The 19697-nt window shown below is 69.9% G+C and carries 21 protein-coding genes and 3 pseudogenes; 15 read left to right on the top strand and 9 right to left on the bottom strand.

Translation table 11 applies throughout. From position 1 onward, the window contains the following. Nucleotides 1-45 precede the first annotated feature (45 nt). Nucleotides 46-843 carry a type I methionyl aminopeptidase gene (map, locus tag AB0383_RS28720; RefSeq protein WP_364172022.1) on the top strand — a complete coding sequence of 266 codons (798 nt, stop codon included), beginning with the start codon at nucleotides 46-48 and terminating at the stop codon, nucleotides 841-843. Nucleotides 844-875: 32 nt separating this feature from the next. Here map and AB0383_RS28715 read toward each other — a convergent pair. After that, nucleotides 876-2078, bottom strand: a pseudogene (locus AB0383_RS28715) (S8 family peptidase); the annotation flags it as partial. 175 nt (nucleotides 2079-2253) lie between these two features. Between AB0383_RS28715 and AB0383_RS28710 the strand changes: the two are divergent. Both AB0383_RS28710 and AB0383_RS28705 read left to right on the top strand, forming a co-directional pair. After that, the gene (locus tag AB0383_RS28710; protein ID WP_366189003.1) at nucleotides 2254-2772 is read left to right on the top strand and encodes an N-acetyltransferase; all 519 of its coding nucleotides are present in this window, start codon (nucleotides 2254-2256) and stop codon (nucleotides 2770-2772) included. Then, nucleotides 2769-2903 (top strand): hypothetical protein, encoded by a 135-nt coding sequence (locus AB0383_RS28705; protein ID WP_366189002.1) that lies wholly within the window; start codon nucleotides 2769-2771, stop codon nucleotides 2901-2903. The genes AB0383_RS28710 and AB0383_RS28705 overlap by 4 nt, the downstream gene beginning before the upstream one ends. 4 nt (nucleotides 2904-2907) lie before the next feature. Here the strand turns inward: AB0383_RS28705 and AB0383_RS28700 are convergent, their stop codons facing one another. Together AB0383_RS28700 and AB0383_RS28695 are read right to left on the bottom strand one after the other, a co-directional pair. Beyond that, entirely contained in the window at nucleotides 2908-3804 is an 897-nt protein-coding gene (locus tag AB0383_RS28700; RefSeq protein ID WP_366189001.1) for a glycine betaine ABC transporter substrate-binding protein, read from the bottom strand. Next, nucleotides 3804-4892 (bottom strand): ATP-binding cassette domain-containing protein, encoded by a 1089-nt coding sequence (locus AB0383_RS28695; RefSeq protein WP_364172027.1) that lies wholly within the window; start codon nucleotides 4890-4892, stop codon nucleotides 3804-3806. Before AB0383_RS28695 ends, AB0383_RS28700 begins: the two co-directional genes overlap by 1 nt. Nucleotides 4893-4984: 92 nt before the next feature. Here AB0383_RS28695 and AB0383_RS28690 point away from each other — a divergent pair, with 92 nt between their 5' ends. Further along, nucleotides 4985-6406, top strand: a complete 1422-nt coding sequence (locus tag AB0383_RS28690; protein WP_366189000.1) for a bis-aminopropyl spermidine synthase family protein — start codon at nucleotides 4985-4987, stop codon at nucleotides 6404-6406. Nucleotides 6407-6425: 19 nt separating this feature from the next. Here the strand turns inward: AB0383_RS28690 and AB0383_RS28685 are convergent, their stop codons facing one another. After that, complete coding sequence (locus tag AB0383_RS28685) at nucleotides 6426-7301, bottom strand: TIGR03620 family F420-dependent LLM class oxidoreductase (RefSeq protein ID WP_366188999.1); 876 nt, start codon at nucleotides 7299-7301, stop codon at nucleotides 6426-6428. A gap of 174 nt (nucleotides 7302-7475) precedes the next feature. After that, nucleotides 7476-8666 (bottom strand): NADP-dependent malic enzyme, encoded by a 1191-nt coding sequence (locus AB0383_RS28680; RefSeq protein WP_364172033.1) that lies wholly within the window; start codon nucleotides 8664-8666, stop codon nucleotides 7476-7478. A gap of 451 nt (nucleotides 8667-9117) precedes the next feature. On the opposite strand from AB0383_RS28680, the gene rfbC reads away from it, so the two are divergent. The 3 genes from rfbC to AB0383_RS28665 all read left to right on the top strand — a co-directional run bounded on the left by rfbC (nucleotide 9118) and on the right by AB0383_RS28665 (nucleotide 10649). Then, complete coding sequence (rfbC, locus tag AB0383_RS28675; protein WP_366188998.1) at nucleotides 9118-9726, top strand: dTDP-4-dehydrorhamnose 3,5-epimerase; 609 nt, start codon at nucleotides 9118-9120, stop codon at nucleotides 9724-9726. Nucleotides 9727-9795: 69 nt separating this feature from the next. Beyond that, complete coding sequence (locus AB0383_RS28670; RefSeq protein WP_366188997.1) at nucleotides 9796-10209, top strand: SRPBCC family protein; 414 nt, start codon at nucleotides 9796-9798, stop codon at nucleotides 10207-10209. Continuing rightward, nucleotides 10206-10649: a MarR family winged helix-turn-helix transcriptional regulator gene (locus AB0383_RS28665; protein WP_364172037.1), complete on the top strand. Its 444-nt coding sequence runs from the start codon at nucleotides 10206-10208 to the stop codon at nucleotides 10647-10649. The genes AB0383_RS28670 and AB0383_RS28665 overlap by 4 nt, the downstream gene beginning before the upstream one ends. 4 nt (nucleotides 10650-10653) lie before the next feature. Here the strand turns inward: AB0383_RS28665 and AB0383_RS28660 are convergent. Together AB0383_RS28660 and AB0383_RS28655 are read right to left on the bottom strand one after the other, a co-directional pair. Continuing rightward, nucleotides 10654-11623: pseudogene (locus tag AB0383_RS28660) on the bottom strand (GMC oxidoreductase); the annotation flags it as partial. 63 nt (nucleotides 11624-11686) lie between these two features. Continuing rightward, nucleotides 11687-12198: pseudogene (locus AB0383_RS28655) on the bottom strand (hotdog fold domain-containing protein). A gap of 86 nt (nucleotides 12199-12284) precedes the next feature. Here AB0383_RS28655 and AB0383_RS28650 point away from each other — a divergent pair. Next, complete coding sequence (locus tag AB0383_RS28650) at nucleotides 12285-12875, top strand: acid phosphatase (protein ID WP_364172039.1); 591 nt, start codon at nucleotides 12285-12287, stop codon at nucleotides 12873-12875. 4 nt (nucleotides 12876-12879) lie between these two features. Next, nucleotides 12880-13362, top strand: coding sequence for a GNAT family N-acetyltransferase (locus AB0383_RS28645; protein ID WP_366188996.1), 483 nt, complete (start codon nucleotides 12880-12882; stop codon nucleotides 13360-13362). 3 nt (nucleotides 13363-13365) lie between these two features. Here AB0383_RS28645 and AB0383_RS28640 read toward each other — a convergent pair whose 3' ends face one another. Further along, on the bottom strand, nucleotides 13366-13848 hold the full coding sequence (locus AB0383_RS28640; RefSeq protein ID WP_366188995.1) for a hypothetical protein: 483 nt from the start codon (nucleotides 13846-13848) through the stop codon (nucleotides 13366-13368). A 349-nt stretch (nucleotides 13849-14197) separates the two neighbouring features. Between AB0383_RS28640 and AB0383_RS28635 the strand changes: the two genes are divergently transcribed. From AB0383_RS28635 to AB0383_RS28610, 6 genes are all read left to right on the top strand, one after another. Then, nucleotides 14198-15124, top strand: coding sequence for a diacylglycerol kinase family protein (locus AB0383_RS28635; protein ID WP_364172045.1), 927 nt, complete (start codon nucleotides 14198-14200; stop codon nucleotides 15122-15124). Between the two features lie 274 nt (nucleotides 15125-15398). Continuing rightward, nucleotides 15399-15653, top strand: a complete 255-nt coding sequence (locus tag AB0383_RS28630) for a WhiB family transcriptional regulator (RefSeq protein WP_220247091.1) — start codon at nucleotides 15399-15401, stop codon at nucleotides 15651-15653. Nucleotides 15654-16195: 542 nt separating this feature from the next. Further along, nucleotides 16196-16579 (top strand): PadR family transcriptional regulator, encoded by a 384-nt coding sequence (locus AB0383_RS28625; RefSeq protein ID WP_364172047.1) that lies wholly within the window; start codon nucleotides 16196-16198, stop codon nucleotides 16577-16579. Continuing rightward, nucleotides 16576-17535 carry a permease prefix domain 1-containing protein gene (locus AB0383_RS28620; protein WP_364172049.1) on the top strand — a complete coding sequence of 320 codons (960 nt, stop codon included), beginning with the start codon at nucleotides 16576-16578 and terminating at the stop codon, nucleotides 17533-17535. The genes AB0383_RS28625 and AB0383_RS28620 overlap by 4 nt, the downstream gene beginning before the upstream one ends. After that, entirely contained in the window at nucleotides 17535-18209 is a 675-nt protein-coding gene (locus AB0383_RS28615; RefSeq protein WP_366188994.1) for a VC0807 family protein, read from the top strand. Before AB0383_RS28620 ends, AB0383_RS28615 begins: the two co-directional genes overlap by 1 nt. Then, nucleotides 18206-18931 carry an SDR family oxidoreductase gene (locus tag AB0383_RS28610; RefSeq protein ID WP_366188993.1) on the top strand — a complete coding sequence of 242 codons (726 nt, stop codon included), beginning with the start codon at nucleotides 18206-18208 and terminating at the stop codon, nucleotides 18929-18931. Before AB0383_RS28615 ends, AB0383_RS28610 begins: the two co-directional genes overlap by 4 nt. Here the strand turns inward: AB0383_RS28610 and AB0383_RS28605 are convergent. Further along, complete coding sequence (locus AB0383_RS28605) at nucleotides 18918-19619, bottom strand: MerR family transcriptional regulator (RefSeq protein WP_366189039.1); 702 nt, start codon at nucleotides 19617-19619, stop codon at nucleotides 18918-18920. The two genes, AB0383_RS28610 and AB0383_RS28605, sit on opposite strands and share 14 nt — an antisense overlap. Nucleotides 19620-19697: the final 78 nt, after the last annotated feature.

Below are 19697 nucleotides of genomic sequence, written 5' to 3'. Positions count from 1 at the left end.
TTAAGGTGGCGGTATAACTATACCTTTCGTGCTGCGAGGTTTTTCGTGATCGAACTGAAGACGCCTGCGGAGATCGACCGCATGCACGTGACCGGCCGCTTCGTCGCGGAGGTCCTCACCGAGGTCGGCCGGCTCGCCGACGTGGGCGTCAACCTCCTGGACCTCGAGCACCACGCGCGCGGCATGATCAAGCGGCGCGGGGCGGAGTCGTGCTACTGGGACTACGCGCCTTCGTTCGGCAAGGGACCGTTCCGCAACGTCATCTGCCTTTCGGTCAACGACGCGGTCCTGCACGGCCTCCCCCACGACTACGTACTGCGTGACGGCGACGTGCTCACCGCGGACCTCGCGGTCGGCATCGACGGCTGGGTCGCCGACTCGGCGCGCACGGTCATCGTCGGAACTCCGGCCGAGGAGGACCTGCGGATCATCCGGGCCACGGAAGAAGCGCTGGAGGCGGCGATTTCGGCGGCTCTGCCGGGCAACCGCCTGGGCGACATCTCCGCGGCGATCTACGCGGTGGCCGGCTCTCACGGCTACCCGGTCAACACGGAGTTCGGCGGCCACGGCATCGGCCGCACCATGCACGAGGACCTGCACGTCTCCAACAAGGGCACGGCCGGGCGCGGCTTGAAACTCCGCCCGGGTCTCACGCTCGCGCTGGAGCCTTGGTTCGCGCGCACGACAGACCGCATCGTGTACGACCCCGACGGTTGGACGATCCGCTCGGCCGACGGCTCCCGGACGGCGCATTCCGAGCACACGGTGGCCGTGACGGAGGATGGGCCGTTGGTGCTTACGCGACGTGAGTCAGAGGTTTCTGCTTCCACGTCGAAGGGTTGACCCCGGGAGACAACTCGTCAATCGGGGTCGCCGGTGCCGTCGGTACCGGAGTACACCAGGACGTTCGGCGACCCCGTGCCCGCGTCGGTGATCTCGTCCTTCGTCCCCGCGTCCACCAGCGCATCGCGGACCTCTTCCGGTGTGGCCGACGGGTGGTCCGCCAGGTAGAGCGCGGCGGTGCCGACCACGTGCGGAGTCGCCATCGACGTGCCGCTGATGGTGTTGGTCGCGGTGTCGCTGCCGATCCAGGCGGACGTGATGTCGGAGCCCGGAGCGAAGAGGTCGAGACACGTGCCAGTGTTGGAGAAGGCGGACCTGGCGTCGGTGTCCGTGGTGGCGCCGACGGTGATCGCCTCGGGCACGCGGGCGGGCGAGGCGTCACACGCACTGCCGCCGTAGGAGTTGCCGCCCGCGATGCCATACGTGACACCGGCGGCGATCGACCGCTGCACGGCCTCGTCCACCACAGTGGACACGGGGCCGCCGAGGCTCATGTTCGCCACGGCCGGCAGCTCGGCGTTCTCGGTGACCCAGTCGATGCCGGCCACGACCTGGTCGAGCGTGCCGCTGCCGGTGCAGTCGAGCACGCGGACCGCCGTCAGGCTGACTTCCTTCGCCACGCCGAAAGTCGTGCCGCCGATCGTGCCGGCGACGTGGGTGCCGTGGCCGTAGCAGTCGGTGGCGTCGGAATCGTTGTCCACGAAGTCGTAGCCGGACACGGCGCGGCCGTCGAACTCGGAGTGGGTGAGGTTGATCCCGGTGTCGATCACGTAGGCATGCACGTCGGCCGCCGTCGTGCTGTAGCTGTAGTCCGCGTCCAGCGGCAGTTCGCGCTGGTCCACCCGGTCGAGGCCCCACGACGGCGGGTCCGGCTGGTCCGTCATGACGTGGACCACGCGGTTCTGCTCCACAAAGGACACAGCGGGGTCGGCGGCGGTGCGCTTGGCCTGCGTCTCGGACATCGTGCCGGTGAAGCCGCGCAGCGCCTTCGAGAACGTGCGCTCGACCGAGCCGCCGTGGCGGTCGGTGACGGTCTTCGCCGTCGACTCCACCGAGGTGCCGTCCTTGAGCACCACGAGGTAGCTGTCCTTCACCGCGCCGGCACCACCCGCACCGACGATCGCGCCCTCCTGAGCCGACGCCACGCCACTCCCGAACACGGTGACGGTCGCGATCGAGGCGGCACTCCCCAGGATCGTCAGGCTTCTGGTCACTGTTCCCCGAGATTTGCGCACAGTTCGTCCCTCCTCGACCAGCGCGGACACCAGTTGGCCTGAGGCTAAGTGCGCGGACTGGCCGCAGGAAGAAGAGCCGTCTCGGAGGTTTTCACCGCGTTGCGCTGTTCGGACCATTCGCGTGCTGGGAAAAACGGTTTTACCCGCGCACGCGCGGCCAGGAAGAATTCACCCCATGCTGATCCGCCAAGCCGTTCGCGGCGACGAGACCGCGATCCGAGCCGTGCACATGGCCGCGTTCGCGCAGCCCGGGCTCACCACGGTGCCCGAGGCCGTGCTCGTCGACGGGCTACGGGCGGACGAGGACCTCATCCCCGCGTTGTCGCTGGTCGCCGAGCACAACGGCGAGGTCGCAGGCCACGCGTGCTCGAGCCCGGCTTTACTCGGGGACGATTCGAAGTCCGCGCTGGGCTTCGGGCCGCTCGGGGTGCTGCCGGAGTTTCAGCGCCGTGGGGCGGGGTCTGCGCTCGTGCACGCGACGCTCGAGGCCGCCGATGCGCTCGGGTTCGCACTCGTGGTCCTGCTGGGCGATCCGGGGTACTACCGCAGGTTCTCGTTCGTGCCGGCCGAGCAGCTGGGGATCACGCCGCCGGAGCCCGAGTGGGCTCCGCACTTCCAGGCCCGCACGCTGAGTGCCCACAAGCCGGAAAACTGCGGCGCCTTCCAGTACGCGCCCGCGTTCGAACGACTGTGAAGGAAAGCCGCTACCCGGTGCGGCAGGCGGGCGGCGAGACGATCCTCGAACTGTGGGTGCCGGCCGAAGAGCTGGAGGAGTTCAACCGGCACATCATCGGTGAGATCGAGGTCGTGCACGAGTTCCGCTGACGGCTCAAGCCTTCAGGTGGTTGCGCGCCAGGAAGTCGTCCGCGATGTCCAGCGGGTTGCGCTTCTCGTCGGTGAACTGCACGTTCAGCTCGGTCAGCTGGTCGGTCGTCAGGGCGGCCGAGACGCGGTTCAGGGCGGCGACCTCGGCCGGGGACAGAGTCCCGCGGGCGACGAGCGGCACGATGTTCTGCGCCGGGAACATGTTCTTGTCGTCGTCCAGCGGGACGAAGCCGTTGGACATGATCGTCGACGACGTGCTGAACAGGTCGGCCACCTGGACCTCGCCGGACTTCAGCGCGGCCACGGTGACGGGGCCGCCGGTGTCGGTGGTGCGGATCTCCTTGAAGGAGCAGCCGTACAGCTGTTCGATGCGGTCCTTCCACCGGCTGCTCCACTGGCCCGGCCCGCCCATCACCAGCTCGCCGCAGCGCCGGCCCAGGTCCGAGAACGTGCGGACGCCGGAGGCCGCCAGTTCGGGGCGCACCACGAGCAAGTCCTTGTCCTGCGCCGGGGCCTGGTCAAGGACCTCGAACCCGGCCGGCAGGCTCTGCTTCAGCTGCGCGTACACATCGTCCGAAGTGGTCGCAAGCAGCGCCGCGGTGTAGATCGTGAGCGCGACGATCACGTTGACGCTGTCGAGGATCTTCGACCCGATCAGACCCGGGACCACCACGAACAGCGCCAGCGACGGGATCGTGTACAGCAGGTTCGCCACCACCAGCAGCACGCTGCGCACCGGTTGCCAGCGGTGCCCGAGCCAGCCCAGCACGATGGCGATCACGATCCCGATCACCAGCGGCACCAACGCGAGGTAGATGTGCTCGCCCAGGTCACCGAGGATCTCGCCGCGGTTGTTCGCGCTGCCCAGGTAACGCCCGAGCTCGTCGAAGAACCCGCCCATCAGAACGCCTGCGGGGTGGCCTCGATCACGTCCAGGACCTGGTGGGCCAAGACGGTGCCCACCACGCGGTGTTCCTCGTCCACGACCACGCCGAGGCTGGCAGGCGACGACAGGGCGGCGTCGAGCGCGCCGCGGATCGGCGTGCCCTGCACGTAGAGGGATCCGCCGGCCACGATGTCGCCCTCGGCGAGCTCACCGTCCACAGTGGAGTTCGGTGGCAGCCAGCCGCGGGGCTGCTTCTCGGAATTCACGACGAGCTGCCAGCTCTTCGACGGCTCCGGCAGCTTCGTGCCGAGCTCCACGACGTCCACGGGGGACACCTCGACGCCGCCGGCGGACACGAAGGACAGACCGCGGTAGCCGCGGTCGCGGCCGACGAACGACGCCACGAAGTCGTCCACCGGGTGTCGCAGCACATCGGACGGGGTGCCGTACTGGGCGAGCACGCCGCCCACGCGCAGCACCGCGATCTTGTCGCCGAGCCGCACGGCCTCGTCGATATCGTGCGTGACGAACACGATGGTCTTGCCCAGCTGCGACTGCAGCCGCAGCAGCTCGTCCTGCAACTCCTCGCGCACGATCGGGTCGACGGCCGAGAACGGCTCGTCCATCAGCAGCACCGGCGAGTCGGCCGCGAGCGCCCGGGCCACGCCCACGCGCTGCTGCTGGCCACCCGAAAGCTGCGCCGGATACCGCTTGCCCAGCTCCTTCGGCAGGCCGACGGTCTCCAGCAGCTCGGCCGCGCGGGCGCGGGCCTTGCGCTTGTCCCAGCCGGACAGCAGCGGCACGGTCGCGATGTTGTCGAGCACCGTCCTGTGTGGAAAGAGGCCGGCGTGCTGGATCACGTAACCGATGCCGCGGCGCAGCAGCGCGGCGTCGCCCTCGCTCACGTCCTTGCCGTCGAGCAGCACGGCTCCCGACGTGGGCTCCACCATGCGGTTGATCATGCGCAGCGACGTGGTCTTCCCGCAGCCCGAAGGGCCGACGAGCACGGTGATGGTGCCGTCGTCGACGGTGAGCGAGAGTCCGTTCACCGCCACCGTGCCGTCCGGATAGCGTTTGGTCACATCGCGGAACTCGATCGTCACGGACTTCTCCCCACGTCAGATGCAGATCGACCGTAGCCCACTCGGCGGGCCTTGGCAGCCTTTCCCGCACTGTGGCCGGTTAGTCTTCCCCGGTGACCGCTCTGGACGACCTCCTGACCGCGCACGGCGCCGGCGTACGCCCGCTGTACGAGGTGATCGACCTGCTCCGCTCGGGTCCCCGCGAGCTGGCCGACCTGGTGCGCCTGGCCGCGGCACCCCGGCGCAGTGTCGAGGACGTGCTGGCCGCGCTGGAGCGTGATCTGGAGCGTTCCGCCGCGGGTGTCCGGATCGCACCCGACGCGGTGCCCAAGTACGAGGCGTACCGCTTGCCGCGGTTGCCCGATCCGCTCGACGACGCGGTGGCCGCGCATTCCGAGCTGCTCGCGTCGATTTCCGGCTGGGTCGCCGGCGTGCCGGCACCGCTCGCCGCCCTCGACCACGTGCAGGCGACGCCCGAGACGGTGCTGCGGCGTGCTTTGTGGCTCAACGCCCGCTACGACCTGCGCCGCTCCCACCTGCTCTTCCTCGGCGACCACGACCTGACGTCGCTGGCCGTGCACGCCGTGTGCCCCGAGGCCGAGCTGACCGTGGTGGACCTCGACGAGCGCGTTCTGTCCTACCTGGACTCCACCAGCGACCGGAAGGTCGCCACCGCGCACGCCGACCTGCGGGTCGGCCTGCCGCCCGCCGTGACGGGCCGCGCGGACCTCGTCTTCAGTGATCCGCCCTACACCCCGGACGGCATGGGGCTGTTCGCCGCCCGCGCCGTGCAGGCGCTGCGCGAGCCGACCGAGGGCCGCATCCTGTTGGCCTACGGCTACAGCCCCCGCCACCCCGCACTCGGCGCCCAGGTGCAGCGTTCGCTGGCGACGCTCGGGCTCACGTTCGAGGCGATCCTGCCCGACTTCAATCGCTACGACGGCGCCCAGGCCATCGGCGCCGCCGCCGATCTCTACGTCTGCCAGCCCACCGCGAAGGCCCGCAAAACGGGCCGGGGCAAGGGAAAGTCGGCCATCTACACCCACGGGCCGCAGTCCGTGGAGGCCACGGGCACGAAGCCGACGCTGCTGTCCGCGTTGCGCGACATCGCCTCCGAAGGCGGTCTGGCCCTGGAAACCCGGCCCGTCGACTGGTCGATGTCCGCGCCCGAGGGTGACGCCGTCGCCATGGACCTCACCGCCGACCCCGGCCCGTGGCTGCTGCGCACCCTGCTCGGCACCAACGCGCGCCGCCTGGCGCTGCTCGTGCCCAACAACCACCCGGACCTCGCCGACGCGGCCTCGCAGGCGGCACTCACCGATCTCATGGCCGGCAAGTACCGCCTGCGATTCCTGCGCAGCACGCCGGACAACCGCCACGCCGTGGTCACCGCGGACATGGTCGACGACCCGTCGGAGGTCCTGACTCGGGCACACGCGCGGCTGGCGAACGTCGCGCTCGACGTGCCGCGCGAGCTCACGGATCTGCGGCTCGTGGACGTGCCGCGGCACCGGCTGGTGGAACTGCTGCGCTGAAGCCGGGCACCGCGGTGGCTCAGAACAGCTCCGCGGCCAGTGCCTTGTAGACACTGAAGACCTCGTCGTCGTAGACCTGCAGCTCGACGTCCGGCATGGCCGAGTGGGCGGCGTGGCGGGTGGTGATCACCTGGATGGCGACGTGGTTCGCGCCCTGGTCGTGGTGTTCACCGAGCTGCCCGGCGATCGCGGCCGCGTCACCGTGGGCCACGACGGCGTCGACGAGGCGGTCGCTGCCGTCGCCGGCCAGGTCTTCGTCGGTGAAGCCCAATCGACGCAGGTTGCCGGTGTAGTTGGTGAGGCCCAGGTACGGGTGCTTGATACGTGGCCGCGCCGTGTCACGGGCGCGCGCCGGGTCCGGGTCGAACACCACCTTCTGCTCGGGCGCCAGCAGCGCGGAAGGGCCGAGCGCCGCACGCGAAAGCCGCGTGTGCGACGGCGGCACGAGGTAGGGCACCGACCCGCCCGCGCGCGAAGCCGTGAGCTCCAGCATCTTCGGCCCCAGCGCGGCGATCGCACGGCCCTCGACCGGAACGCCGCCCTCATCGAGGCCGTCGAGGTAACTCTTCATCGCGGCGAGCGGCTTGGTGAACTCCCGCGTGTGCTCCGGGTGCCCCGCACCGATGCCGAGCCAGAACCGGCCGGGGAACCGCGAAACCAGCCGGTCGTACGCCTTCGCGGCGACGGCGGGGTCACCGTGCCAGATGTTGAGGATGCTCGTGCCGACCACGAGCGTCGAGGTGGCTTCGAGGAGTTCGTCGAGGCCCGCGAGGTCGGTTGGTGGGCCGGCGGCCCACAACGTGGAGAAGCCGAGCTGCTCGACCTCCTTCGCCATCGCCGGGGTGGCCAGAGCGGCCGGTTGCCAGACGCCGTAGGCGCCGAGGTCGATCGTCATGCCCCCAGCGTGGCGACCAAAAAATGGACCGGCAAGTCCAGAATCGCGGATACAGGGCGAGCCGCGTGTGCTCGCGGCGGTGTCACGAGGGCGCCGGCGCAGAGCAAGGCCGTCCGGGCACAAAGGGCTCCCCGCGCACACTAGGCGCGGGGAGCCCTTGTCCCACAACGACGATCAGCCGGTCACACCGTCGGCCACCGCGGCCTTGGCGACGGCCGCCGCGACCTCAGGGGCGACGCGCGGGTCGAGCGGGCTCGGCACGATGCGGTCGGGGCCGAGGTCGTCGGTCGCCACGGAGACGATGGCGTCGGCCGCGGCCAGCTTCATGTTCTCGGTGATCGCGCGCGCACCGGCGTCGAGGGCGCCGCGGAAGACGCCGGGGAACGCCAGGACGTTGTTGATCTGGTTCGGGAAGTCGCTGCGCCCGGTGGCGACGATCGCCGCGTAGCGCGCCGCGTCGGCCGGGTGCACCTCCGGGTCCGGATTGGACAGTGCGAACACGATCGGGTCGTCGGCCATCGAGCCGAGCAGCTCGGGGTCGATCGTCGCGCTGGACAGCCCGAGGAACACGTCGGCGCCCTTCAGCGCGGCTTCGAGACCGCCGGTGAGACCGGAGGAGTTGGTGGTCGCGGCCAGCTGCTGCTTGATCGGGTTCAGACCCTCGCGTCCCGAGTGGATGATGCCGCGCGAGTCGAGCACCGTGACATCGCCGACGCCGGCCTCCTGCAGGATCTTCGCGCAGGCCACCCCCGCCGCGCCCGCACCCGAGATGACCACGCGCTGGTCGGCGATCGCGCGATCCAGCACCAGGTTCGCCCCGCGCAGCGCCGCGAGCGTGACGATCGCGGTGCCGTGCTGGTCGTCGTGCATGACCGGGCAGTCGAGCGCGGCCTTGAGCTTGTCCTCCAGCTCGAAGCACCGCGGCGCCGAGACGTCCTCCAGGTTCACCGCGCCAAACGACGGGCGAAGGCGCACCAGCGTCTCCACGATCTCGTCGACGTCGGTGGTGTCGAGCACCAGCGGGATCGAGTCGAGGCCGCCGAACGTCTTGAACAGCACCGACTTGCCCTCCATGACGGGCAGCGACGCGCTCGCGCCGATGTCGCCGAGGCCGAGCACCGCCGTGCCGTCGCTGACGACCACCACGAGACGGTCGGCCCAGGTGTACCGCTTCGCCTGGGCGGCGTCCTCGGCGATCGCGCGGCTCACCTTCGCCACGCCGGGCGTGTAGGCGATCGAGAGGTCGCGCGGGTCGGAGATGGGCCGGGTGGCCGCCACGGAGAGCTTGCCGCCCTCGTGCCCGGCGAAGATCTCGGCGTCCGTCACCGGCGCGGCGGTGGCGGCCGTGCTGGCCTGGTCGGTCATCGGGGTTCCTGTCGTCGTTTCCGGCGTTCGCCCCTCGGCGATCGCGGAACTCGCGGGGTGGATCTGCGTCACTGAATTACTCCAGGGACTGCGAGCGGGGGACCACTGGCGGCGGGCGAAGGCGCACCCGCACACCCTTGGAACTTGTCCTCCGGACGGCAGCCCAGCGCGGTAGCGCCGGCCTGTCGGCGAGGCGTCACAGCGGCCATCCGATCCGTGGGGTGTGGCTGATGGCCGCGGACGCTGCGGTCTCCCAATCATGACAGGAGCGCCTCCGGAGGCGAACCCTCGATGCGGCTCAAGTCACAGATTCCATGGACTTCCCGAGGAAAACCGCCGAAAAACCCCTATTCCCAAGACGTCCGTCCGGTTTTGTTGAATGGTTCCGAACCGATTCAGTGATCGCGGCCACCCGCATTTCGCGCCGCGCGGCACTCGATAAGGTGAGCGCATGCAATTCCGCCCGCTGAAGGTCGCCGACGCCTACGAGTTCACCCCCCGCGCGTTCCACGACGAGCGCGGGCTCTTCGTGGCGCCGTTCCAGGAAGAGGCACTGCTGAGCGCCACCGGGCACCCGATCCGCATGGGCCAGACCAACCACAGCGTCTCCCGCCGCGGCACCATCCGCGGAGTGCACTTCGCCGACGTACCGCCGGGCCAGGCGAAATACGTCTACTGCCCCGCCGGCTCCCTGCTCGACGTGATCGTCGACGTGCGCACCGGCTCCCCCACCTTCGGCCAGTGTGACTCCGTCCTGCTCGACGCGAAGGACTTCCGCGCCGTGTACGTCGCCGAGGGCCTGGGCCACGCGTTCGTGGCACTCGAGGACAACACGGCGATGGCGTACCTGTGCTCGGAGCCGTACAACCCGTCGGGCGAGCACGGCATCAGCCCACTCGACCCCGCGCTCGACCTGCCGTGGCCCGCCGATCTGACGCCGATCGTGTCCGAAAAGGACCGTTCCGCCCCGACGCTGGCGGAGGCTGAGGCACAGGGGCTGCTGCCGTCGTACGCGGACTGCACGGCCTACTACGAGAAGCTGCGCTCCGTTCACCACTGAGTTCCGGGCGATCCGCGCGGCCGGTTCTCGCTGTTGCCCATTTAATATGCGCGCATATAGTATGCCCGCATGACACTGTTCGAGTACGAGCACACCGAGACCACCACCGCGCCCGCGTCGGCCGTCTGGCCACTGTGGACGGACATGTCGCGCTGGCCCGAATGGGACGCGGGCCTGCGGAAAGTCGTGCTGGACGGCCCGTTCGAGGCAGGCACCAGCGGCACCATGACGATGCCGGACCTGCCGCCGATCCCGTTCACGCTCACCGCCGTCGACGACGGCCGCGGGTTCACCGACGAGACCCGGCTGCCCGGCGCCACGCTCGTCTTCGAGCACTGGCTGGAGGACGCCGAAGACGGCACGCGCATCGTCTACCGCGTGACGGTGGACGGACCACCGGAGCTGGGCCCGGCAGTCACCGAGGACACCCCGGACGCCGTGCGCGCGCTGGCGCGGCTTGCCGAGGCATCCTTGCGGGCATGACCGCTCCGGAGTCCCGCCTGCCCGGTCCCGACGAGAGCCCCGGCTTCCTGCTGTGGCGCGTCACACTGGCCTGGCAACGCGTGATGCGCGCCGCGCTCGCGCCGCACGACCTCACGCACGTCCAGTTCGTGCTGCTCACCACCACGTGGTGGCTCACGCGCTCCGGCGAGCCGCCCACGCAGCGGCAGCTCGCCGAGCAGGCCGGCACGGACACGATGATGACCAGTCAGGTCGTGCGCAAGCTCGCGGACCGCGGCCTGCTCACGCGCGCCGACGATCCGGCCGACGCGCGCGCGAAGCGGGTACAGCTCACCGGAGCCGGCTCGGCGCTCGTCGCGAAAGCGTTGCACGACGTCGAAGACGCCGACGCGCGTTTCTTCGGCGGGCTCGGCGAGCGGGCGGGTGGGTTCGTGTCCGCACTGGCCGAGCTCGGGACGTGAGGGCTCAGGCCGGCACGTACTCCGCCAGCACTCGTTCGACGTTGCACTCGGCCAGGGCCGTGATCGTGGCGACCGGGTTCACCCCCGTGCTGCCCGGGATGAGCGAGCCGTCCGTCACGTAGAGGTTGCGGTAGCCCTTTACGCGCCCGTAGTCGTCCGTCGCGTCGCCGAGGACGAGGCCGCCGCGGGGGTGGTAGGTGAACCGGTTCTCGAACGGGCGGGTGTCGCCGAAGAGGTTGTCGCGGTAGATGGTGACGTTGGCCGCGTTGATCTTGTCGAACATCCCCTTCGCCGCGTCGATCGACGGCCGGCCTTGCGCGGCGGTCCACTGCAGTTCGCCGAATCCGAAGCCACATCGTAGGTGAAGTGCCCACGTTCCGGGTTCTTCGTGATCGCCAGGTACGGGCTCACCCACGTCTCGAGCCCGGCCGGGACGGGCGCGATCTCCGCGAAGACCGGGCGCACGGGGTCGTTCCAGTTGTCGATGCCGAGCGCGGGCATACCGGACTGCAGGGTCTGGATCGTGACGTACCCGGTGCCGAGCGCGGCCGCGAGGTAGGACTTGTCGAGCGAACGCTTGCCGTGGTTATTGCCGTAGATCACTTCCGACGCGAGCGCGGAGCGTTCGATGGTGCCGGCCTCTTCCTGTGCCAAGTAAGAGAAGTCGTAAACGCTGGGCACGAAAGTCGTCGTGAAACCGGCTTTCCGCGCGGCTTTCCGCGAAACGCGCGCGTACCGGTAGGAGCGGCAATTCTCGAACCACTGCTCGCGCCGTTGACCAGCGAGCCGCCGCCGACACCGCGGCCGAGGTACACGGACATGTCGCCGTAGTTCACGCGGTCGAGCACCCCGGCGTACGGCTTGATGTCGCGGTTGGCGATGTCGAGCCAGAGGAACGACGCGAGCGGCGCTTGCGTGCGGTTCTTGAACCACATCGAGCGCTGGTCGGGGTTCAGCATCTCGCAGAAAACCTTGTCGCGGTCCAGGGGCTGACCAGGCCGAAAATGAGCAGTATTCGCATCCACCAGTAAACGGCGTTAAGTTTCACCCGGCCGGATCAATTCGCAACTGACCCCGTTCGCTGTTTTCCGCGTGACCCAGATGGCGACGGCCACCGTGACGACGATTGCCCCGCGCGCGTCGAGGATCCGCACCGGCACCGGGAGGTCGAACCCCCGTCGCCGAACTCGGGCAGCTCCGGCAGCTCGGCAACGGCACGCAGGCCCGTGGTCGCCTTGGCGAGGTACCGCACGTCCATCCCCTCGGGCAGCCAGCGGTGCGGCGGCGGCACGGTCGCCTCCGCGAGCTGCCCATCGCGATCTCCGCGAGGTTGTACGCGGCGATCGCGTGAAAGGTCCGGATGTGGTTGTGGCCACCCCACCACCTCGGCGCGGTGACCGAACAGTGCCCTGGACGCAGCTGCCGCACCGACGGCAGCGCAGTCGGCGAAGCAGGGCACGTGCAGGCACATGGCGGCGGAAAACAGCTGCTTACCGCCCGGTTTGCCGGCCAGCCGGCGCCACAGCGCGTACGTCGGATTCATGCCCATCGCCGCCCCTCCTGCTATCTACTCACGAGTAGATAGGCATGGCGCACGACCTGCCCGCAAACGGAGCCAGGGCTATATTCGGGCTCGTGGCACATCGGCTTTTCCTCCTCAGACATGGGCAGACCGAGTGGTCCGTCAACGGCAGGCACACCGGGCGCACCGACATCCCGCTCACGGCGGCGGGTGAGGACCAGGCACGCGCGGCGGGCGGCACCCTGCGCACTCTGCTCGGCGGTCCCAAACTCGTGATCTCCAGTCCGCGCGAACGCGCGAAGCGCACGGCCGAGCTCGCGGGCCTGCGCGTGGACGAGATCACCGAAGACCTCGCCGAATGGGATTACGGCGACTACGAAGGCCTCACCACGCCGAAGATCCGCGAAACCGATCCGGGCTGGACGGTGTGGACGCACGCGGTCCCAGGCGGCGAGAGCGCCGCCGACGTGGCCGCGCGCGCCGACAAGGTGCTCGACCGGGCGCGCCGCGAGATCGACAACGGCGACGTGGTCCTGGTGGGCCACGGGCACTTCAGCCGCGTGCTCGTGGCGCGCTGGGTGCGCCTGTCCTCGACGGCGGGTGTCCACTTCGGACTCGACCCGGCCGGCATCGCGGTGCTCGGCGACGAACGCGGCGAGCCGCAGGTCGAACACCTCAACCTGCTGCCCGCGCTGGAAGGCTGACCGAGTGTCCGACCCGAGAGTGCGGCGGATCCGCCCCGAAGACGTCGACGCCGTCGTCGAACTGGTCTACGCGCTGGCCGAGTTCGAGCGCATGCCCGAAGAGTGCCGCCTGGAAGCGCCGCAGCTGCACAAGGCGTTGTTCGGTCCCGCGCCGGCGTTGTTCGGCCATGTGGCGGAGGTCGACGGCCGCGTCGCCGGGTTCACGCTGTGGTTCCTGAGCTTCTCCACCTGGCGCGGCGTGCACGGCATCTACCTGGAAGACCTGTACGTCCGCCAGGAGCTGCGCGGCTCAGGGCTCGGCAAGGCGCTGCTGGCAGCGCTGGCCGCAGAATGTGTGGAGCAGGGTTACGAGCGGCTCGAATGGGCGGTGCTGAACTGGAACCCGGCCGTGGGGTTCTACCGGGCGCTGGGCGCCCTGCCGCAGGACGAGTGGACCACCTACCGGCTCACGGACGCGCCGCTGAAGGCGCTGGCCGCGGACGCCTGAGGTTCAGTCCTTCTCGTGGCGCTCGCGTTCCTCGCGACGCCCGGCGAGGCCACCGCGTTCGGCTGCTTCTTCCTCCGTCTCGCCTTCGCGCAGGCCGAGCGCCCACGCGCGGGCCGGGCGGCGGAAGAGCAGCACGAGCGCCGCGAGGCCGCACACGCCGATCGGCACGCCCCAGGCCGGCTGGCCGGACGGGCCGAGCACGTACCAGCCGACGCCGATGAGCAGCAGCGCGACCACGACACCGGGCGAGCGCGCCCACTGCCGGCCGAGGACCAGCCCCGCCGAGGCGGCCAGGAACGCGATCGCCAGCACCGCGTAGGTGCCGAACTCGGCCCAGATGTTGTTGCCCGGCTGCGAAGGTTCCTGCAGGCTGCGCACGAGGATCACGACGCCCAGCACCAGGAGCCCGAGACCGGGCAGCGCGGTGAGGATCCCGGCCAGCCGGACCTCGAACGGGGTGGGCGGCTGGTTCTCGTCGAGCGACACGGGTGCGGCCTTCCAAGCTGCTTTGCGGGAGCACAGCGACCCGACCTGCGCGGGTCACGGTGGGTGAGCAGTTTCGATCGTATGCCACCCGGTCGGCCGTTTTCGCGGGGCGCCGGGCACGTGAAAATCGGGGTTGTCGTCGATGAGCGGGCGGTCGGCCCGGGTGCACTTGTCACGACGAGCGGATGTTCGCCGTACGCAAGGGAGGATCGCCCGCCACAGGGTCACCGGACGCAGTACTGGCGCATTCCTCCTGTGCATCCGGAGCGCCGTTCCCCGCGTTGAGCTTCGCGTCACCTTGTGCCGTCGAAGGTTCTCCACGCGGGCGAACGTCACCTACGGTGGGGAAGTGCGCGCCATCCTCGTCGTGAACCCCCAGGCCACCTCGACCACCGCCGGTGGCCGGGATGTGCTGGCGCACGCGCTGGCCAGCCAGGTGAAGCTCGACGTCGTCGAGACGGACTACCGCGGCCACGCGATGGCCGTGGCGCGCTCGGCGGCCCGCGACGGTTTCGACCTGGTCGTGGCCCACGGCGGCGACGGCACGGTCAACGAGGTCGTCAACGGTCTCCTCGCGGACTCCACCGGCGACCCGGGCGAGCTCGGGTGCGTCCCGATGCTCGGCGTGGTGCCCGGCGGCTCGGCGAATGTGTTCGCGCGCGCCCTCGGCCTTCCCGTGGATCCCGTCGAAGCCACGCACCAGCTGCTGAACGCCCTGGAGAACGACCGGCGCCGCCGCATCGGGCTCGGGCTCGCCGACGGGCACTGGTTCACCTTCAACGCCGGGCTCGGCTGGGACGCCGACGTGGTGGGCCGCGTGGCGAAGCGGCGCGGCAAGGAAACGAGCGCCGCGCTCTATCTACGCGCATCAGTGGGCTCCTACTTCCGGCCGCCGATGGGCCGGCCCACCCTGACCGTGCGGATCCCGGGCGAGGAACCCGCCGAGGTGGTGACCGCGTTCGTGTCCAACACCGATCCGTGGACCTACCTCGGTGATCGCGCCGTCCACCTCAACTCGAGTTGCTCGTTCGAGACGGGATTGGGCCTGTTCGCGTTGAACGGTCTGCGGTTGCCCACCGTGTTCACACATGTACGCCAAGCTTTGCTCACGAAGAGCGACCAGCACGGGCGTCACCTGATGCGCCGCGACGACGTGCCAATGATCCGCATCGACGCAGCTGAACCGGTGAACTTCCAGGTCGACGGGGACCTCGTCGGGCAGCGGACGCGAGTGGAATTCCACAGCGTGCGGGATGCACTCACAGTAATCGTGTGACGGTGCGACCACTGATCGCCTGCGGCAAAGTGCATCTTGCCGCTCGTCGACACAGAACCTCCGCTCACCGCATCGTGCTTCCGCCGGGCGGTCTGTTTCGGACAGAAACCGCAGGTCAGAGGCGTCGCTCGGCCGGGTGAGCTGACTCACCGATCTTCGGGAAACCCTTGTCGAACGCGGTGCTTCGTGAAAGCATTCACAAGCACCCAAAAACACGACCGCCATGACGACTGTGGCGCGGCTCTCCCGCGCCACTATGAAGGAGCTCACGAACATGGACTGGCGCCACGACGCGTCCTGCCGAGACGAGGACCCCGAGCTGTTCTTCCCGGTGGGAACCAGCGGTCCGGCTCTGCTGCAGGTCTCCGAGGCGAAGGCCGTGTGCCACCGCTGCACCGTCGCTTCCGACTGCCTGGCCTGGGCTCTTGCCAGCGGCCAGGACGCCGGCGTGTGGGGCGGCATGAGCGAGGACGAGCGACGCGCGCTCAAGCGCCGCCGTACGCAGATCGGCACGCGTACCATCGCCTGAGCCTTGAAGGCTCAGAAGCACCAACCCTGAACTGGAAAGTCGCAGGGGGCATCTTGTGTCCCCTCCGCCTGCGACTTGGGGCGATACCCATCCGGTTTAAGCGTAACAACTGAGGTGAAACCACCCGCACCCGGGTGCACTGCACCTCACCAGGACTGAACAAGTCCTCCCGCGGAACGTCGTGAGGGCCGGTACCGATTCGTTCGGTACCGGCCCTTCGGCGTGTCCGGGGCTCTTCCGGCCGCGCCCTCTTCGGCGCCGCCGACCCCGTCGCCCGCCGGCCGTCCGTTGTGGACTGACCCTCGCGGCCGATCCCCCTGGGGTAGAAGATCTTTCGCGTTCGACGCTCCCCTGCCGCCGGCAGGAGCCCGCTCTGCCGCCCGCGCTCCCGATGAGCGGCACGTCGCCGGTTGAACGTTTGCTAAACGACTCCTGAACGGGACGCGATCCCAGCCCGCGCGGCCCCCTCTCTCGCACACCCTGGCCCCTCGCACAGCATTGCCATTTGACGATACTGTGTCTCACACACTATCGTGGTGAGCGTGAAAGACACCGACTTGCTGGACGCGCATCGGCAGGAGCTGTGGCGGGGGACGGTCGTGTTGGCGAGCCTGCTGGCGCTGCAGAAGCCCGGGTACGGCTACGGACTGCTCGATGCACTGGAGCGCGCGGGGGTGCCCGCGCCGGCCAACACGCTGTACCCGCTGTTGCGCCGCCTGGAGGGTCAAGGGCTGCTGACCAGCGAGTGGGACACCTCGGGCACCCGGCCGCGGAAGTTCTACCGCACCAGCCGCGACGGGTTGCGGCTCGCGCAGGAGCTGCAGAAGGAGTGGCGCGCCATCGACACCGCACTGAGCCTGCTGGACGCCGAAGCGGGTCCGGAGACGAAGACCGAAGAAGACACCGAACTGGGGGAACAACCATGAGCACCACACTCACCGACCGATACGTGGCCGCCACCGTGCGCCACGTCTCGGGCAAGCACCGCGGCGAGATCGACCGCGAGCTGCGGGCCGCGATCGCAGACGACGTCGACGCACGAATCTCGCTCGGGGAGAGCCCGGGCCAGGCCGAGTACGCCGCGCTGGCAGAGCTCGGCGACCCGGCGCAGCTGGCGACGCGGTACGCCGACAAGGCGACCGTGCTGATCGGGCCGGCGACCTACCCGTCCTACGCCAAGGCGGTGCGCCTGCTGAGCGCGACCGTCCTGCCCATCGCCTACGTCGTGAACGGGATCGGGCACTGGGTGCGCGGCGAAAACGTGGGGGCGGCGATCTTTTCGCCGCTGGGTGCCACGTTGAACGTCGCGGTGTACCTGCTCGCCGGGATCACTGTCCTTTATGTACTCGTCGATCGGTTCGGCAGCGAGCGCGGTCCCGGGGAACCCGACGAGGACTGGAAACCCGACCAGCTCCCGTTCTCCGACGCCACGGCGACCACCACGTGGAACGAGGTCGGCAGCGGCATCGTGCTCGCGGTGCTGCTGGTGGTTGCGCTGTTCGTGCAGCGTTCGGCCATGCTCGTGACCACGGCGTCCGGCGCGCGGGTGCCGGTGCTCGACCCCACTTTGTGGGGGTTCTGGGTGCCGTTCTTCGTTGTCGTGCTGGTGCTTTCGCTCGCACTGGCGGTGGCGAACCTGCGGCTGGGCCGCTGGACGCTCGCGACGGCCGTCGCCGGCACCGTGCTCGTCCTCGCGGCGACGGGACCGCTCGCGTATCTGTTCCTCGAGGCGCGCGTACTCGATCCCGCGCTCGGCAGCGCCTTCGCCGAGACCGGCAGCTGGATCGGCTGGCTCGCGCTGGTCGTCCTGGCCGCCGTCACCGTCGCCGTGCTCGCCAAGACCTGGCGCCACCGCGACCGTCAGCGGATCGAGGTCCGGTGATGACCACGCTCGCCCCTCCCGAAAAGCCCACCACTCCCCCGGAACTGCGCCGGGAGCTGATCGTCAACCTCGCCATCAACCTCGTCGCCCCGGCCGGGCTCTTCTACGGCCTGCGCGCACTGGGCGTCAACCAGTGGCTGGCGCTGCTGGCGGGCGTCGTCCCACCGGCCGTGCGCGCCGTGCAGACGGTGGTCAGGAAGCGGCGCGTGGACACGCTCGCGGTGTTCACGTTGAGCATCCTGGTGCTGAGCGTCGCGACGTCGTTCCTGTCCGGCAGCCCGCGGTTCCTGCTGGCCAAGGACGGCTGGATGACCGCGGCCGCCGGGCTCTGGATGCTGGCGACGCTGCTGCGGACGCCGTTCCTGTACCAGGTGCTTCGGTCGTTCCTCGGCCAGGAGGCGCGCGACCGCATGGAGCGCAACTGGCTCGGCTCGCCCACCTACCGCCACGTGCTGCGCGTGACCACCGCGATGTGGGGCGTGGTGCTCGTGCTCGACGCCGGGGTGCGCGTGGTGCTGGCCTACACGCTGCCCGTGGACCGGGTGCCGTTGATCAGCGGGCTGCAGTACGTGGCCGTGTACCTCGCGCTCGAGGTCGCCACGCGGGTCTACGCCCGTCGCAAGAGTGTCGCCGCCGCCATCGCGGCCGAAGTCGGAGAGGAATCGCCTGCATGACCGTCGTTCTGATCACCGGGGGTTCGAGCGGCATCGGCGCCGCCGTGGCACGGCACTTCGCGGCTGAGGGCGCGCGGGTGGTGGTGGCCGACGTCGACGAGGCTGCGGGCGCGGAGGTCGCGGCCGAGGTCGGGGGCCTGTTCGTGCGCACCGACGTCACGCGGCCCGAGGACAACGAAGCCGCCGTGGCCGCGGCGGTGGCCGAGTACGGCGGGCTCGACGTCGTGCACCTCAACGCCGGCACCGGCGGCGCGGGCGGCCTCGACGACTTCGACCTGGAGCGTTATCGCCGCACGTTGGCGGTGAACGTCGACGGCACGATGTTCGGCCTGCGCGCCGCCGTCCCGCCGCTGCGGGCTCATGGCGGTGGCGCGATCGTGGTGACGTCCAGCCTTGCCGGCATCTCGCCGGCCACGTTCGACCCGGTGTACTCGGCGAGCAAGCACGCGATCATCGGCCTGGTGCGGTCGCTGGCCCCGGCCTGTGCCGATTCGGGGATCACGCTCAACGCCGTGTGCCCGGGGTTCGTGGAGACGCGGATGATCGGCGGGCTCAAGGACACGCTCGTGGCGAACGGCTTGGCCGTGGCTTCTCCGGCGGAAATCGCGTCGGCGGTCGCGACGGTCGCCGCGGGTGAGGGCACCGGGGAGGCGTGGATGCTGCAGGCCGGGCGCGCTCCGGAACGCGTCGAGTTCCCGGTGGTCGAGCTCAGCCAGGTGTGACCGAATCGCGCAAGGTGAGGTAGGCGTCGAGCTGGGCGGCGCCGGCGAGCAGGGCGCGGCTGCGCGCGGTGAGCCGGTGCTGCCAGGCGTCGAGGAAGGCGCTCAATGCGTCGGCCCCGCCCGCCTCGCGCAGCGACTCGAGGAACTGCGCGACCTGGCGCAGCAGGTAACCGCCACGGCGCAGCTGCCGGGCGATCTCGGCGTCGCGCACGCAGTCCGGGCCGTATTCGCGATAACCGGTGGCCCGATCTCGTTCAGGACGCAGGATGCCCTCGGTTTCCCAGGCGCGCAGCGTCGCCGGGTGCACGTCGAGCCGTCGCGCGAGCTCGCCGACGGTCAGCGGCGGGCCGCGAAACGGTGCCGGTGCCGTGGACAAGGTGCCCAGGGCCGCCGCGACCTCCGTGCGGGTGTCGCGTTCGGCGAGCAGAGCGACGTGCGCGGCGTCGATGAGCCGGTACGCGGATTCGGTGTCACCGCGGTGGATCGAGCGCATGATCTCCACTGCCGGCCGGTGCCCGTGGCCCGCGCGCAACGCGAGGAAGACGCGCAGGGCCTGCGCGTGCAGCGGTGTGTAGCGGCGGTAGCCGGTGTCGCTGCGTTCGGTCGACGGGAGCACGCCGGCGTCGTCGTAGTTGCGGACGGCTTGGGCGGACAACCCGTGCTCCCGCGCGAGGTCGATGGGCCGCAGGGTGAACCTCCGTTTGAAGCTTTCGGTCTTGAACTGCAGGTGGTTCGCATCGAAGTTTCACTCGATTCTTCAACGATA

Origin of the sequence: Amycolatopsis sp. NPDC051373, assembly GCF_040689465.1 — a bacterium.
In the GTDB taxonomy this organism is placed as follows: domain Bacteria; phylum Actinomycetota; class Actinomycetes; order Mycobacteriales; family Pseudonocardiaceae; genus Amycolatopsis.
The sequence above is the reverse complement of the archived record's forward strand: the minus strand, read 5'-3'. Positions and strand labels throughout refer to the sequence as shown.